This window comes from Actinokineospora spheciospongiae (assembly GCF_000564855.1).
GTDB lineage: Bacteria > Actinomycetota > Actinomycetes > Mycobacteriales > Pseudonocardiaceae > Actinokineospora > Actinokineospora spheciospongiae.
In genome coordinates this window covers 16,236-31,730 of sequence record NZ_AYXG01000188.1, presented here as the reverse complement: position 1 = coordinate 31,730, position 15,495 = coordinate 16,236, and the positions used below count along the sequence as shown (strand labels likewise).

Genomic DNA, 15,495 nt, shown 5'->3' with positions numbered 1-15,495 from the left:
CGCCATAGGGGCCCCGGCCAAACACATCCACCCAGCCGGGCACCACCCACAAAAAACCGAGCTTTGCAGGACACGGCCGAGCCGAGCACATCCACCCACCGGGCACCCCAACGAAGATCCAGGCTGACGGACACACCCTCGGGCGACCGGCTCGCGACCAGAGTCGCGGACGGTCCGCAGATGCCCGGTTCAGCTGCTCTGCAGGCGCCGGATGCGGTCGACGTGGGCCGGGTGGGAGGCGAGGACGCGGGCGCGCCAGGTGCGGCGGTCGCCGCCCGCGGCGGCCAGCCAGCCCTTGAGGACGTCGCGCAGGGCAGGGCCGTAGCCGAGGGTGGCTGCGGCGCGGTCGGCCCGGTACTCGCCCAGCCGCGACGACCAGGCCACGACCGGCGCCAGCAGGGGCATCAGCAGCAGCCACGGGTTCAGGTAGACCACGCCCGCGAGCAGGATCAGCACCAGCAGCACCGAGGCCAGCACGACCGCCGCGCCGCCGAAGCGGCTGAAGAACCTGCCCACGGCCAGCACGCCCTTGGCCACCAGCGCGACCAGGACGATCGCCCCGCGCGCGGGCAGTTGGTACCACCAGCCCAGCAGCGACACCCTGGCGTGCCCGTGCAGGTGGTGCCCCAGCTCGTGCGCGAGGACCGCCTCGAGCAGGTGCGGCGGCAGGTCCAGCGCGGCCCTGGTCACCGCCACCGTCCGACCGCCCGCGGCGAACGCGTTGAGCCCCTTGGAGCCCTCGATCCACAGCCGGTAGCGCTCCCGGTTGACCCCCGCGGCCCGGCACACCGACGCCCAGACCGGTTCCAGCCGGGACAGGTCGCGCACGGACGGTTCGTGCATGTCGAACAGGCCCTTGGCGAGGACCGTCTCGATCGCCGGGACGAACACCACGACGCCGGAGAGCACCCACACCACGGGGATCACCCACGACTGCGACGGCCACACGATCGAGCCGAGCAGGACCATCACGACCAGGCTGCTGATGAACGCGGGCGCGATCAGCCCGAGGGACAGCACGGCGGCCAGGTCCGGGCCGCGGCGTTGTTCCACGGGCAGGATGCGCGTTCGGGGGCGGTGCGGCTGCTCGTCCATGGCCGGTCTGCTCAGTCCTTCGCGGGGTGCGGGGGTGTCTGGTGCGGGGTCGTTGGCGCAGGGGTGCCAGTCTGCTCCAGATTGCCCGGGAACCCGCCCGCTGTCCATCAGGCCGTCAGCGCACCCGCTGCTCCTCGAACCTGTCCTTGACCTCCTCGTCGAAGAAGGAACCGGAGTCCGCCGCCGAGGCGAACCGCCAGTACACGTGCTTGGGCACGTCGAGGTACCGGTGGACCCGGCCGGTGTGGAACTCGACCTCCAGGGTGTCGGTCATCGCGTCGAAGGCGATCGAGGCGATGACCGCCGAGTCCGGTTGCGTTCGGTGCACCAGCGCTCCTCAACTCGGTCCGGGCGGGTGCGGCGGTCAGGGTTCGCGCAGCACCGCGCGCAGCGCCTCCAGCACGGCCGGGTCCTCGATCGTCGACGGCGCGGGCTCGTCGCGGCCGTCGGCGATCGAGCGCATGGTCTTGCGCAGGATCTTCCCCGACCGCGTCTTCGGCAGCCCGTCGACGACCGACACGTGTCGGAACGCGGCCACCGGCCCGATCTCCCGCCGAACGGCGGCCACCAGTTCCCGCCGCAACACCTCCTCCTCGACCTCCACCCCCGACTTGAGCACCACGAACCCGCGCGGCAGTTGCCCCTTCACCGCGTCCCGCACCCCGATCACCGCGCACTCGGCGACCGCCGGGTGCGCGGCGAGCACCGCCTCCATCGACCCGGTGGACAGCCGGTGGCCCGCCACGTTGATCACGTCGTCGGTGCGGCCCATGACGTGGACGTAGCCGTCGGCGTCGATCGAGCCGCCGTCGCCGGTCAGGTAGTGGCCGGGGAACGCCGTCAGGTACGACCGCACGTACCGCTCGTCGTCACCCCACAGCGTGGGCAGCGTCCCCGGCGGCAGCGGCAGCCGCAGGACGATGGCCCCCTCCTCGCCGGTGGGCAACTCCTCCCCGCCCGGCCCGAGGACCCGCACGTCGTAGCCGGGCAGCGGCACGCTCGGGGACCCCGGCTTGATCGGCAGCGGCTCCAGCCCGCGCGGGTTCGCGCAGATCGGCCACCCGGTCTCGGTCTGCCACCAGTTGTCCACCACCGGCACGCCCAGCTTCTCGCCCGCCCAGCGGTGGGTCTCCGGGTCCAGCCGCTCCCCCGCCAGGAACAGCGCCTCCAGCCCGCTCAGGTCGTACCGGGCCGACTCGGCCGCGTCCGGGTCGGCCCGCTTGATCGCCCGGAACGCCGTCGGCGCGGTGAACAGGACCTTCGCCCCCGTCTCGGCCGCCACCCGCCAGAACGCGCCCGCGTCCGGCGTGCCGACGGGTTTGCCCTCGTAGAGCACGGTGGTGGCGCCCACCAGCAGCGGCGCGTAGACGATGTAGGAGTGGCCGACGACCCAGCCGACGTCGGAGGCGGTCCACATGACCTCACCCGCGCCCACGTCGTAGACGTTCGCCATGGTCCAGGCCAGCGCCACCGCGTGCCCGCCGTTGTCGCGGACCACGCCCTTGGGCTTGCCGGTGGTCCCGGAGGTGTAGAGCACGTACAGCGGGTCGGTCGCGGCCACCGGCACGCAGTCGACGGGCTCGGCGGCGGCCATCGCCTCGTCCCAGTCGAGGTCGAGCGGCTCCGGTTCGGTCCTGGCCTGCTCGCGCTGCAGCAGCACGACCCGCTCGGGCCGGTGGTCGGTCAGCTCCAGCGCCTCCCGGATGATCGGCCGGTACTCGACCACCCTGGTCGGCTCCACGCCGCAGGTGGCGGTCACCAGGACCTTGGGCTCGGCGTCGGCGATGCGACCGGCCAGCTCGCGCGGGGCGAACCCGCCGAAGACGACCGAGTGCACCGCGCCGAGCCGGGCGCAGGCCAGCATGGCCACCACGGCCTGCGGGACCATCGGCAGGTAGATGACCACCCGGTCGCCCTTGACCACCCCCAGCCCGGCCAGCACCCCGGCGAAGCGCGCCACCAGGTCGGTCAGCTCGGCATAGGTGTAGGCGGCCTTGGTGCCGGTGACCGGTGAGTCGTAGACCAGGGCGACCTGCTCGCCGCGCCCCGCCGCGACGTGCCGGTCGAGGGCGTTGTGGCAGGTGTTGAGCACCCCGTCGGGGAACCACCGGTACAGCGGTGCCGCGCTGTCGTCCAGGGCCCGGGTGGGCGCCCGGTCCCAGTCCAGGGCCCCGGCCGCGTCCAGCCAGAAGCCCTCCGGGTCGGTCAGGCCGCGCTCGCGCGCCGCCGCGTAGTCGCCCATCCCCGCCCTCCGATCGCCGCGCTGAAGTGCCTTGCCGATACCTTGCCACCGAACCGGGGGTCGTGGCGGCGCCGTCGGCAGCCTGTGGACAACTGATGGAACCGGGGTACGGGTCGTCGCGTCCTGTGGACAACCGCCGCCGTCGGACCACGGGTCGACATACCCTGGGAGCAGGCGCGCCGCGCCTGGTCCGCTGGACGCCCGGCCGGAACACGAGAGGAGCTGGTGGACGCAGTGCTGGAGCTAGCCGCTTCGCTGCTGTCCCTCGCGCACAGCATCTTCGGCCCCGGCCTGTGCCCGGGTGACTGGGTGTGGGCGACCGCGACGGCCGGGGCGCTGATCGCGCTGCTGCCCGTGCTGGGCACGCTGACCATCGCGCTGGTCCGCAAGTTCACCGGCAACACCTACAACGCGGTCACGCTCTCGGTGATCGGGGCGATCGGCGGCCTCGCCGTCTTCCTGTTCCCCTGGTTGCTGTTCAACGGCGTCAGCAGCGTCTACCGGGCGGTCTTCGCCGGGGAGCCGGTGCCGCTGACCGACGCCGAGCTGGGCTCCTTCACCGAGGAGTACTGCTGGGTCGGGCAGCAGAGCCTGTACCTGGGTGAGCGGCCGACCGCCTACGAGGTGCTGTTCCACCCCTACGAGTCGATCCCGATGTACCTGCTGCGCCTGGGCGTGCTGGTCGTGGTGCCCGTGCTGTGCCTGCTGTTCGTGATGCTGCAGGGCCGCGCCGCGCTGCGCCGGGGGCCGAAGTGGCCGGGTCGGCTGATCTGGATTCCGTTCGCGCTGATGGCGGTGGCGAGCCTGACGGTCGAGGCGAACGCGCTCGCGTTCCTCTGGATCGGGTTCCTGCTGGTCAGCGTGCTGGGGTTGATCCCGGTGTACGTGGTGGGGCCACCGAGCTGGTCCACCATCGAGCGCCAGTACCAGAACCAGGGCCCCGACTCGGGGAACCCCCGGCACGTCAACCCGCAACAGGGCAACCCGCCGCAGGGCAACCCCCAGCAGGGCCGCTCGCAGCAGGTCCCGCCGTACCAGCCGCCGCCGCAGGTGTCGCAGTACCAGCCGCCGCAGCAGTCGGTGCGCAGGCCGCCGCCGTACCAGCCCCCGCAGCCGCCGCCGCGCCCGCCGGTCACCCCGACCAGGGTGGAGCCGCAGCCCGACCGGGCCGCCCTGGCGAAGCTGGCGGCCGACCCCGGCCCGCTCCCGTTCACCCCGCGCGGTGCCGCCCCGCCGCCGATCAAGCCCTCGGGCAGCCGCTTCCGCCGCGTCCGCCCGCTGGGGCAGGGCGGGTTCGGCACGGTCTGGCTGGCCGTGGACACCCAGCTCGACCGCACGGTCGCGGTGAAGATGGCGCACGCCCCGGACGCGGAGACCGAGGAGCGGATGCTCCGCGAGGCCCGCGCGCTGGCGGCGGTGCACCACCCGAACTGCGTGCGCGTCTACGACATCGTCTCCGAGCCGGACGGCCTCGGCCTGATCATGGAGTACATCGAGGGCCAGCCGCTGGCCGACCGGGTGGGCACCGGCGGCCCGCTGGACGACGTGGCGGTGGCCCGGCTGTGGATCACCATGGCGGGGGCGCTGTCGGCCGCGCACGCCAAGGGCGTCCTGCACCGCGACGTGAAGCCTTCCAACGTGATCATCGACCCGGAGGGCAACGCGCACCTGATCGACTTCGGCATCGCCAGGGCCAAGGGCGACTCCACCCTGACCGCCACCGGCATGATGGTGGGCACCCCGGACTTCCTCGCCTCGGAGACCGCGGCGGGCGCCAACGCCACCCCCGCCTCCGACGCCTGGCAGTTGGCGGCCACGGTCAGCTACGCGCTCACCGGTCGCCCGCCGCGCGGCACCAGGGAGAACGCCATGCAGGCGCTGATGGCAGCGGCCAAGGGCGAGCCGCTGACCCACCTGCCGCAGAACAGCGCGCACCGCCGCCTGCTCACCGCCTCCCTCGACCAGGACCCGGCGCGCCGCCCCACGCTCGCCGCGGTGGCGCGCGAGCTCAGCGACTGGCTGGCCCGCGAGGGCCACACCGAGACGGGCCCGGTGACCCAGATCGTCCGCCGCAAGGACATCGAGGAGGTCGACCGCACCAAGCCCATGCGCTGACCGGGCCGGGTCGGCGGCAGCGGCGCACCGTCCACACCGGGAATCGCGGATCACACGATCCGACCGTCCGATCATGACTATGGTGGCCGCATGTCGGACGCGGTGGGGGCGGCGCCGCGCCCGGTGAAGGCCGGGGTGGTCGCCGGGGTGGCCGTCGCCCTCGGCGCCTTGGCGGTGTTCGCGTGGCTGTCCGGGCGCGGTCTCGGGGTGGACAGCAGCGTCTACCGGGCGGGTGCGCTCACCTTCCTCAACGGCGATGCCCTCTACGCGCCGCTGACCACCGGTGAGCCGTGGGCGCCTGCCCTGCCCTTCACCTACCCGCCCATCGCGGCGATCCTGTTCGTGCCGCTGACCTACCTCCCCGCGCAACTGGCGTGGGGTCTGCTCGCTGTCCTGTCCGTGCTCTCCCTCGCGGCGCTGGTCCGGCTCAGCCTCCCCCGCGCGAGCGCGAACTGGCAGGTGCTCCTGGTCTTCGCGGGCGCGTTCGCGCTCGAACCGGTCTGGCGCACCCTGGCCCTCGGCCAGGTCAACCTGGTCCTCGCGGCCCTGGTCGCCGTGGACGTCCTCGTCCTGCGCGGTCGCCCCGCCGGTGGGGTGCTCATCGGGTTGGCGGCGGCGGTCAAGCTGACCCCGCTGATCTTCGTGGCGCACCTGGCGCTGACCGGGCGGTGGGCGGACGCGGGCCGGGCGGCGGGGACGTTCGTGCTGCTCAACCTGGCCGCGTGGGCGCTGCTGCCCGGCGACACCGGAGCCTTCTGGGGCCAAGCGCTGCTCGACGGGAACGACGCGACCACCAACTCCTGGATCGGCAACCAGTCGATCAACGGGCTGGTCCAGCGGCTGACCGGGGAGGGGCACTGGGCGATGGCCGCCTGGGCGGTCGCGGGCGCGCTCTGCCTGGCCGTCGGGGCGCTGGTGGTGACCCGGCTGGCGAAGCGGGGCGATCAGGTGGGCGCGCTGCTCGTGACCGCCTTCGCGGGCCTGCTGGTGAGCCCGGTCTCCTGGACGCACCACTGGGTGTGGGTGGTGCCGCTGGTCGGGTGGCTGATCGGGCGGGGGCGGCCGCTGTGGGTCGTCGCGGTCGCCGTCGTGGCCACGGGGTGGGAGTTCGCCCTGGCGCCCAGCGGTGCCAAGGTCGAGCTGCGCTGGTCGGGGTGGCAGGCGGTGCTGGGCAACGCCTACGTCGCGGTCGGCCTGGCGCTGGTCCCGGTCGTCGCCGCCCTCGCGGTGCGCGGGCGGGCACGACGTGCTGAGGTACTGGCGGACACCGGGTGAAGGAGTGGATGACCATGGCCGAGCAGACCGTCGACGTCGCCGTGGTGGGGCTGGGCCCCGGGGGCGAGGCGCTCGCGGCGCGGTTGGCCGGGGCGGGGCTGTCCGTGCTGGGGATCGAGTCGCGGCTGGTGGGCGGGGAGTGCCCGTACTTCGCCTGCGTGCCGACGAAGATGATGACCAGGGCGGCGGACGCGCTCGCCGAGGCGCGGCGGGCCGGGGAGCTGGCCGGGTCGGTCGAGGTCACCCCGGACTGGGCGCCGGTCGCGGCGCGCATCCGGGACGAGGCCACCGCCGATTGGGACGACAAGGCCGCCGTGGACCGGCTGCTGGAGTCCGGGGCGCGGTTCCTCCGCGGCACCGCGCGGATCACCGCACCGGGTGAACTCGAGGTCACCGGTCCGGACGGGACGCACACCGTGACGGCCACCCGCGGCATCGTGCTCAACACCGGCACCGACCCCGCCGTGCCGCCCATCCCCGGCCTGGCCGACGGCCCGGTCTGGACGAACCGGGAGGCGGTCCGGGCCACCGAGGTGCCCGAGTCGCTGGCGGTCATCGGCGGCGGCCCGGTGGGGTGCGAGTTCGCCCAGGTCTTCGCCCGGTTCGGCGCGGAGGTGACCCTCCTGCAGTCCAACGCCCGGCTGCTGCCGCAGGACGAGCCGGAGGCCGGTGAGCTGCTCGCCGAGCGGCTCGCCGCGGACGGCGTCGCGGTGCGGACCGGTGTGAAGATCACCGGGGCCACGCACGCCGACGGCCGGGTGACGCTGCAGGTCGAGGGCGGCGAGCCGGTCACCGCCGCCAGGGTGCTGGTCGCGGCCGGGCGCAAGACCGACATGGCCGCCCTGGGCCTGGGTGTCTACGGCCTCGACGAGTCCGCCAAGGGCCCGGAGGTCGACGACCGGATGCGCGCCGCCGAGGGGCTGTGGGCGATCGGCGACATCACCGGCAAGGGCGCCTTCACGCACATGTCGATGTACCAGGCGGGCATCGCCGGGGACGACATCCTCGGCCAGGAGACCAAGGCCGACTACCGGGCGGTGCCGCGGGTGACCTTCACCGACCCGGAGGTCGGGTCGGTGGGCCTCAGCGAGGCCGCCGCCCGGGAGGCGGGCCTGAACGTGCGGACGGGGACCACGCAGATCCCGGACTCCTCGCGCGGGTTCATCCACAAGCTGGGCAACGCGGGCCTGATCAAGCTGGTCGAGGACGCCGAACGGGGCGTGCTGGTCGGCGCCACGTCGATGGGCCCCGGCGGCGGCGAGGTGCTGGGCGCGCTGGCGGTGGCCGTGCACGGCGAGGTGCCGGTCGACACCCTGCGCGGGATGATCTTCGCCTACCCGACGTTCCACCGGGCGATCTCCTCCGCGCTCGACGACCTGCGCGGGTAGGCCGGTGCTGCCCGACGCCGTCGCGTACCTGCGCTGCCCGCACTGCGGCGACGACCTGGCCTCGGCCGAGCGGGTGCTGCGCTGCCCGCGCGGGCACGCGTTCGACGTGGCCAGGCAGGGGTACGTGAGCCTGCTGCGCGGCGCGGCGACCTTCACCGGGGACACCGCGGCGATGGTCGAGGCGCGGACGGCGTTCCTCGGGGCGGGCCACTACGACCCGATCGCGCGGGCGCTGGCGGCGGTCGAACCCGGTCCCGGCTGCGTCGTCGACCTGGGTGCGGGCACCGGCCACTACCTGGCGGCGGTGCTGGACGCGCGGCCCGGCCGGGTGGGGTTGGCGCTGGACGCGTCGAAGAACGCCCTGCGCCGCGCGGCGCGGGCGCACCCGCGGATCGGCGCGGTGGTGTGCGACGCGTGGCAGCCGCTGCCGGTGCGCACCGACGCCGCCGGGCTGGTCGTCAACGTGTTCGCCCCGCGCAACCCCGCCGAGCTGCACCGGGTCCTCGCACCCGGCGGCACGCTGGTGGTGGTGGCGCCGACCGCGGCGCACCTCGGCGAACTGGTCTCCGCGCTGGACCTGCTCAGCGTGGGCGCGGACAAGCAGGACGGCATCGACGACAGGCTCGCCGCGCACTTCACCCCGGTCGACCGACGGCTGGTGGAGTTCCGGATGGCGCTGCCGCACCGCGACGTGGCGGCGCTGGTGGGCATGGGGCCGAACGCGTTCCACGACGCGTCGGCGCTCCCCGGGCGCATCGCCGCGCTGACCGAGCCGGTCGTGGTGACCGGCTCGGTCAGCGTGACCTCCTACTCCCCGGGGTGATCCGTGGGGTGGTGGGGTTTCCCACCACCGGCCTGTGCCTTGTCCATCGCTCCGAGTGCCCTCGGCGCTACCGCCAGTCGCCGGACCGCCCGGTGAGCGCGAGCAGCCGCTCCTGCGGCGGGGCGTCGTCGGCGACCGGGAGGCGGTTCGCGAACAGGCCGTCCGGCCCCCAGATGCGGGGCGAGTCCGGGAACCGCCCGATCCGGTCGAGCGCGACCAGGACCAGGGACTCGTCCAACTCGACGTCGAGGCCGAGGGCGGTGCCGATGTCCCAGCCGTGCACCAGGACATCCCCGAAGTGCACCGCGAGGGCGAACTCCCCCGGCACCTGGTAGTCCCCGATCGCGAACGTCCTGGCCAGCACCGCGTCGTCGGCGAAGTGGGCGTGCAGGGCGGCGGAGGAGGCGCGGAAGTCGGCGCGCGGGTCGCCGGTGGGCTCGAAGCCCGCGCCCAGTTGACCGAGGGTGCGCCGGTTGTTGTCGACCATGTGCTCCAGCACGTCGCGCACGGCCCACTTGTCGCAGGGAGTGCGGGCGTCGAGCTGCTCGTCGGTGGCCTGCTCGGCGAACCCCGTGGTCGAGGCGATGGCCGCGCGGTCGAGTTCCCGGATGTCCATGGTGTCCCCTCAAGTGTACGAACGATCGGTCATATAGTTCCAGAGTGACCGATCGTTCGTCTAGAGTGATTTCCGTGGACGGACGGCTGGCGCGCGGCGAGGAGACCCGGCGGGTCACCCTGCAACGGGCGGTCGAGCTGGCCTCGGTCGAGGGCCTGGAGGGAATCACCATCGGGCGGCTCGCGAGCGAGCTGGAGCTGAGCAAGAGCGGCATCTTCGCCCTGTTCGGCTCGAAGGAAGACCTCCAGTTGGCGGCCGTCGAGCACGCCGAGAAGATCTTCCGCGCGCACGTGGTCACCCCGGCCGCCACCGCCGACCCCGGCCTCCCCCGCCTCGTCGCGCTGCTGGAGCACTGGCTGGTCTACTCGAAGTCCCGGGTCTTCCCCGGCGGCTGCTTCTTCGCCGCCGTCGCCGCCGAGTTCGACGCCAGGCGGGGCCGCGTCCACGACGCCATCCGCTCCGGGCAGCAGCAGTGGGGCCGATTCCTGGAACGCCTGGTCACCGAGGCCGTCGAGGCGGGCCACCTGCCCGCCGACACCGACGCGGCCCAACTCGCCTTCGAGCTGTTCGCCCTCGCCAGGGCCGCCAACACCGACGCCGTGCTGAGCGGTTCGGACGTCCCCTACGAGCGGGCTACCACCGCCATCGGCAACCGCCTCCGCGGCTAGGCCAAGCGGTCCCGTCGGGCCCTCGCGATGGGGAGGCGGGGGTCGCGGCGGGACAGGAGGCCGATGAGGGTGTCGTGGACCTCTAAGTCTTGGGACCCCGTGGGGCTGTGGGCGAGAGCCCAGAGGTCGTCGGCGTCGCCCGCGTCGAGCACGGCCCGGCGCACCGCGGCTTCAAGTTCGTCCCGCTGCTCGCGGACGACAGGGGCGTCCGAGCGCGGCAGGAGCGGGCCAGACCCGGCGGCGGCCCTGAGGTCGTTGGCGCGCAACAGGTCCGGCAGCGCGAGGAAGTCCGCGGTGAGGTCCGCGGCCAGCCGGTAGGGGCGGGTCAGGATGATGCGGTCACCGAGGGCGGTGCGGAGGCGGTGCATCTCGGCGCGGGCGGTGACCGGGTTGCCCGCGTCGCCGTGCAGGGCCAGGGCCAACTGGTCGGCGGTCATCCCCGCGGGGTTCAGCGCCAGCGCGGTGAGGATGTCCGCGTGGCGCGGGGACAGCGGCTGCTCCCGTCCGTCCACTGTGGCCACCGGGTGGGTCGCGCCGAGGAACCTCAGCTCCAGCCGGGGTTTGCGCGGCGCGCTCCGGGTCGACCGGGACAACCGCAGCAGGTAGCCCTCGTCCAGCGGCTCGACCAGGGCTTCCCGACCGTCCGGGAGGGACAGTGAGGCGGCGGGCACGTCCAGCCGCTCGGGCAGCGGGCCGCACGCCTCGGCGGCGATGACCCGACCGGAGGCGCTGAGCAGCGCCGCACCGCGCAGGCCGAGCAGGTGCGGCAGGTTGCGGCGGCGCAACTGCTCGTCGCGGGCGGTCATCCGGACCCGCAACTGCCCCTCGGCGAGCTGGGCGGCGGCGGTGACCAGGGCCAGGGTCGCCGGGTGGCGGGTGCGCAGCGGGCCGGTGACGTCGATGGCGCCGAGGACCGCGCCGGTGTCCGGGTCGTGCACCGGGGCCGCCGCGCAGGTCCAGGCGTGGATGGTGCGCACCAGGTGCTCGGCGGAGTGGATCTGCACCGGCCGGTCCACCGCGAGCGTGGTGCCCATGGCGTTGGTGCCCATGGCGTCCTCGCTCCACCGGGTGCCCTCGGCCAGGCCCACCCGGTCGGCGAGCAGGCACACGTCGACCTGGCCCTCGCGCCAGAGGATGTTGCCGTCGACGTCGGTGACGATCATCAGGTGCATGGCCTCGTCGGCGATGCCCACCAGGGTCGCGCGCAGCACCGGCAGCACCTCGGCCAGCGGGTGCGCCGCGCGCAGGTCGCGCAGGTCCGCCCCGGAGTAGACGACCGGCGGGGGGTTGCCGTCCGGGTCGACCCCGCCCGCCAGCGACCGGCGCCACGAGTCGGACACGACCTCGCGCGGCGCGGCGGGGGCCGGTCCCCCGCTGAGCACGGCGTCGCGCACGCGCGCCAGCAGGTGCGCGTAGTCCTCCGGGTTCGTCATCCCCCCGATGATGCGGCCCCGGTGGTTGATCCGGCAACCGCCACGTCGGTGCAACGCGACTGCAACGTTGCCGCTCCTAACGTGGCCGACATCACCCCACCGACGACGCGGGAGGCCCACCGATGACCCGGTACGCAGCTCCAGGGACCGACGGGAGCATCGTCTCCTTCCAAGCCCGGTACGACCACTACATCGGCGGCGAGTACGTCGCGCCCGCCAAGGGCCAGTACTTCGAGAACCCGTCCCCGGTGACCGGTCAGGTGTTCTGCGAGGTCGCCCGGGGCACCGCGGAGGACGTGGACCGGGCCATCGACGCCGCCGAGGGCGCCGCGCCCGCCTGGGGCCGCACCTCCCCGGCCGAGCGGGCCAACGTCCTCAACAGGGTCGCCGACCGGATGGAGGAGAACCTCGAAGCGCTCGCGGTGGCCGAGACCTGGGACAACGGCAAGGCCGTGCGCGAGACGCTGGCCGCGGACCTGCCGCTGGCGATCGACCACTTCCGCTACTTCGCCGGGTGCGTCCGGGCGCAGGAGGGCGGCATCTCCGAGATCGACGAGGGCCTGGTCGCCTACCACTACCACGAGCCGCTGGGCGTGGTCGGGCAGATCATCCCGTGGAACTTCCCGATCCTGATGGCCGTGTGGAAGCTCGCCCCGGCGCTGGCCGCGGGCAACGCGGTGGTGCTCAAGCCCGCGGAGCAGACCCCGGCCTCGATCCACGTGCTGCTGTCGATCATCGGCGACCTGCTGCCCGCCGGGGTGCTCAACGTGGTCAACGGCTTCGGCGTGGAGGCGGGCAAGCCGCTCGCGTCCAGCCCCCGCATCCGGAAGATCGCCTTCACGGGTGAGACCACCACCGGCCGCCTGATCATGCAGTACGCCAGCGAGAACATCATCCCGGTGACGCTGGAGCTGGGCGGCAAGAGCCCGAACGTGTTCTTCGACGACGTCGCCGCGGCCGACGACTCCTTCTACGACAAGGCGCTCGAGGGCTTCACCATGTTCGCCCTCAACCAGGGCGAGGTCTGCACCTGCCCGTCGCGGGCGCTCATCCAGTCCGGCATCTACGAGAAGTTCCTCGGCGACGTCACCGAGCGCACCCGGCGGATCGTGCAGGGCCACCCGCTCGACACCGCCACCACCATGGGCGCGCAGGCCAGCAACGACCAGTTGGAGAAGATCCTGTCCTACATCGACATCGGCAGGCAGGAGGGCGCGAAGGTGCTCACCGGCGGCGAGCGCGCCCGGCTCGACGGCGACCTGGCCGAGGGCTACTACGTGCAGCCGACGATCTTCGAGGGCGACAACAAGATGCGGATCTTCCAGGAGGAGATCTTCGGCCCGGTCGTCTCGGTCACCCGCTTCGACGACTACGCCGACGCCATCAAGATCGCCAACGACACCCTCTACGGCCTCGGCGCCGGGGTCTGGTCCCGCGACGGCGGCGTCGCCTACCGGGCGGGCCGCGAGATCCAGGCGGGCCGGGTGTGGGTGAACAACTACCACGCCTACCCCGCGCACGCCGCGTTCGGCGGGTACAAGCAGTCCGGCATCGGCCGGGAGAACCACAGGATGATGCTCGACCACTACCAGCAGACCAAGAACCTGCTGGTCAGCTACACCGACAAGGCCCAGGGCTTCTTCTGATGGGCGAGCGGGTCAGCCACACCCCGGGGGCGGCGGCCGTGCTGCGCCGCCTCCGGGAGTCCCACGGGCCGCTGATATTCCACCAGTCCGGCGGCTGCTGCGACGGCAGCGCGCCGATGTGCTACCCGGCGGGCGAGTTCCGCACCGGCGGCCAGGACGTCCTGCTCCAGGAGCTGCGGGTCGAGGGGGTCGGCGAACCGATCCCGTTCTGGATGTCGAGGTCGCAGTACGAGCACTGGAAGCACACCCACCTGACCGTGGACGTCGTCCCCGGCCGGGGCAGCGGGTTCTCCCTGGAGGCCCCCGAGGGCGTGCGCTTCCTCATCAGGTCGCGCCTGCTCACCGACGAGGAGATGGCGCCGTAGCCGTGCCCCGGTGCGGACCGGTTGGGGCGCACCGACCCCCGCACCGGGACACACCCCGGGGAATTACTGACCCGGGTCCTTCGTTGGGCACTGGTGACAGCCCCGAACGGAGGAGGCCCCCTGTGGCTACGGTCGAACTGACCACCGAGAACTTCGACGAGGTCGTGGGCGGTGGCGGAACCGTGCTGGTCGACTTCTGGGCGTCCTGGTGCGGTCCGTGCCGCCAGTTCGCCCCCGTCTTCGACGCGGCCTCGGACAAGCACGAGGACGTCGTGTTCGCCAAGGTCGACACCGAGGCCCAGCAGCAACTGGCCCAGGCCTTCGGCATCTCGTCCATCCCCACGGTGATGGCCGTCCGCGAGGGCGTAGTCCTCTACTCCCAGCCCGGCGCCCTCCCCGCCCCGGCCCTGGAAGACCTGATCACCCAGGTCAAGGCCGTCGACATGGAAGACGTCCGCGCCAAGGTGGCCGAAGCCCAGGCAGCAGAAGAAGCCAAGTAATACCCAGCTCCCACCACAGAAAGGGCCCGCGAACCACCCGGTTCGCGGGCCCTTTCCGCACGCACCCACACCAAAACCGCAAACACCACACCAACACAAAGTTCGAAGATCAAAGGCCGAAGGCCGAAGCGGAAACGAAACCACGCTGGTTCGGGAACCCACCGCACCGTGGGGGTCTGGGGGGTCGCCCCCCAGAAGCGATGCGGAACGCAAAAGGCGAGCGCCCTGTGCGAGCACTCGCCTCCATGCGTGGAGCTGAGGGGAATCGAACCCCTGACCTTCTCGATGCGAACGAGACGCGCTACCAACTGCGCTACAGCCCCTTGTTCGTGCTCGCAGAGCTTATCAGCCCGCGAGCACGCCCCCTCGCGGGGGTCCCTACTCGCCCACGGCCCGGCGGTAGTGCAGCACGGTGGCGTCGCCGAGATCGTCGAACCAGGGGTCTTCGTCGTCGAGGTCGACGGCGGTGGCGCCGGGGTGGGTGACGCGGGGGGCGATCTTGACCGGGGTGCGGCGGGGTTCCTCGTACTCGGAGTCGAGGTCGTCGTCGGCGTCGGTGTCGTCGTCCGGTTCTTCCTCGGCCGGGTGGGCGTGGGAGCGGCGGACGGCGAGGGGGGCGGTCATCCTGGCCTGCCTGCGCTCCCGGATCTCCTCTTCGATGCGCACCTGGCGGCGCAGGTAGGTGAGGTACCCGGCGAGCGCGAGGTCGATGAGCCCGTGCGCCCACCACAGCAGGGGGGTCATGACCAGCGCGGTGATCAGGGTGAGCACCGCGGTGAGGATCATGAGCAGCACGATCCGCTGCCGGAAGGCGTACTTGGCCCGGGCGGCGCGGGCGGCGGCGTCCGGGTCGAAGCCGCCGCGGCCGGGGCGGAACCGGCGGGGTTCGGGGGCGTAGTCGTCCTCGTCCTCGGCGAAGTCGTCGGTGTAGGTGAACCCGTCTTCCTCGGGTTCGAGGTCGACCGTCGCGGAGTCGAGCATGGCGAAGTCCTCCCGGGGGTCCTCGGTCTCCTCGCGGGGACCGGTGTCTTCGGCGGAGCCGCTGCGCACGACTCGGGCGGCCAGGGCGGAATCCGCCGTCCTGGCGATCTCCTGGCGCTTGCGCACCACCATGGGGACGAGCACGACCAGCCAGGCGACCACGAGGGCGACCACGATCAACGAACTCGGCATGTCCGCACCTCCCCCTGACGTACTCCGAGGACTTCGTTGACCACGTTAGTCACAACAGTCACACGCGTGGCGGAGGCGCGCCGGAGAAACTCACCCGTTCGGGTTGTCGTCGGTCCACCATTCCCCGTAACGGCACTGATCAAACAATTAACTTCC

At 72.8% G+C, this 15,495-nt stretch carries 14 protein-coding genes and 1 tRNA gene; 8 read left to right on the top strand and 7 right to left on the bottom strand.

What is annotated here, in order from left to right:
- Positions 1–189: 189 nt before the first annotated feature.
- From UO65_RS24585 to UO65_RS24575, 3 genes are all read right to left on the bottom strand, one after another.
- Positions 190–1,095, bottom strand: a complete 906-nt coding sequence (locus UO65_RS24585; RefSeq protein WP_052021731.1) for a M48 family metalloprotease — start codon at positions 1,093–1,095, stop codon at positions 190–192.
- Between the two features lie 115 nt (positions 1,096–1,210).
- Entirely contained in the window at positions 1,211–1,423 is a 213-nt protein-coding gene (locus tag UO65_RS24580; RefSeq protein ID WP_035286761.1) for a KTSC domain-containing protein, read from the bottom strand.
- A 36-nt stretch (positions 1,424–1,459) separates the two neighbouring features.
- Entirely contained in the window at positions 1,460–3,337 is a 1,878-nt protein-coding gene (locus UO65_RS24575) for an AMP-binding protein (protein ID WP_035286759.1), read from the bottom strand.
- A 234-nt stretch (positions 3,338–3,571) separates the two neighbouring features.
- Here UO65_RS24575 and UO65_RS24570 point away from each other — a divergent pair, with 234 nt between their 5' ends.
- The 4 genes from UO65_RS24570 to UO65_RS24555 all read left to right on the top strand — a co-directional run bounded on the left by UO65_RS24570 (position 3,572) and on the right by UO65_RS24555 (position 8,938).
- The gene (locus tag UO65_RS24570; protein ID WP_161784511.1) at positions 3,572–5,452 is read left to right on the top strand and encodes a serine/threonine-protein kinase; all 1,881 of its coding nucleotides are present in this window, start codon (positions 3,572–3,574) and stop codon (positions 5,450–5,452) included.
- A gap of 90 nt (positions 5,453–5,542) precedes the next feature.
- Positions 5,543–6,727 carry a glycosyltransferase 87 family protein gene (locus UO65_RS24565; protein WP_035286757.1) on the top strand — a complete coding sequence of 395 codons (1,185 nt, stop codon included), beginning with the start codon at positions 5,543–5,545 and terminating at the stop codon, positions 6,725–6,727.
- 14 nt (positions 6,728–6,741) lie between these two features.
- Positions 6,742–8,115 carry a dihydrolipoyl dehydrogenase family protein gene (locus tag UO65_RS24560; protein ID WP_035286771.1) on the top strand — a complete coding sequence of 458 codons (1,374 nt, stop codon included), beginning with the start codon at positions 6,742–6,744 and terminating at the stop codon, positions 8,113–8,115.
- 4 nt (positions 8,116–8,119) lie between these two features.
- Positions 8,120–8,938 carry a putative RNA methyltransferase gene (locus UO65_RS24555; RefSeq protein ID WP_035286755.1) on the top strand — a complete coding sequence of 273 codons (819 nt, stop codon included), beginning with the start codon at positions 8,120–8,122 and terminating at the stop codon, positions 8,936–8,938.
- A gap of 67 nt (positions 8,939–9,005) precedes the next feature.
- Here the strand turns inward: UO65_RS24555 and UO65_RS33635 are convergent, their stop codons facing one another.
- A complete protein-coding gene (locus tag UO65_RS33635; RefSeq protein WP_052021730.1) occupies positions 9,006–9,554 on the bottom strand; it encodes a TIGR03086 family metal-binding protein in 549 nt (182 codons plus the stop codon).
- Between the two features lie 68 nt (positions 9,555–9,622).
- Between UO65_RS33635 and UO65_RS24545 the strand changes: the two genes are divergently transcribed.
- Positions 9,623–10,222: a TetR/AcrR family transcriptional regulator gene (locus UO65_RS24545; protein ID WP_035286767.1), complete on the top strand. Its 600-nt coding sequence runs from the start codon at positions 9,623–9,625 to the stop codon at positions 10,220–10,222.
- Here UO65_RS24545 and UO65_RS24540 read toward each other — a convergent pair.
- Complete coding sequence (locus UO65_RS24540; RefSeq protein WP_035286754.1) at positions 10,219–11,655, bottom strand: GAF domain-containing protein; 1,437 nt, start codon at positions 11,653–11,655, stop codon at positions 10,219–10,221. The genes UO65_RS24545 and UO65_RS24540 overlap by 4 nt on opposite strands.
- 122 nt (positions 11,656–11,777) lie before the next feature.
- Between UO65_RS24540 and exaC the strand changes: the two genes are divergently transcribed.
- From exaC to trxA, 3 genes are all read left to right on the top strand, one after another.
- Positions 11,778–13,301: an acetaldehyde dehydrogenase ExaC gene (gene exaC, locus UO65_RS24535; RefSeq protein WP_035286751.1), complete on the top strand. Its 1,524-nt coding sequence runs from the start codon at positions 11,778–11,780 to the stop codon at positions 13,299–13,301.
- Positions 13,301–13,666, top strand: a complete 366-nt coding sequence (locus UO65_RS24530) for a DUF779 domain-containing protein (RefSeq protein WP_035286748.1) — start codon at positions 13,301–13,303, stop codon at positions 13,664–13,666. The genes exaC and UO65_RS24530 overlap by 1 nt, the downstream gene beginning before the upstream one ends.
- Before the next feature lie 122 nt (positions 13,667–13,788).
- Positions 13,789–14,166 carry a thioredoxin gene (gene trxA, locus UO65_RS24525; protein WP_035286746.1) on the top strand — a complete coding sequence of 126 codons (378 nt, stop codon included), beginning with the start codon at positions 13,789–13,791 and terminating at the stop codon, positions 14,164–14,166.
- A gap of 250 nt (positions 14,167–14,416) precedes the next feature.
- On the opposite strand, the gene UO65_RS24520 is transcribed toward trxA, so the two are convergent.
- Positions 14,417–14,489: transfer RNA gene (locus tag UO65_RS24520), tRNA-Ala, on the bottom strand.
- A 55-nt stretch (positions 14,490–14,544) separates the two neighbouring features.
- Positions 14,545–15,339 (bottom strand): divisome protein SepX/GlpR, encoded by a 795-nt coding sequence (gene sepX / locus UO65_RS24515; RefSeq protein WP_035286743.1) that lies wholly within the window; start codon positions 15,337–15,339, stop codon positions 14,545–14,547.
- Positions 15,340–15,495 lie beyond the last annotated feature (156 nt).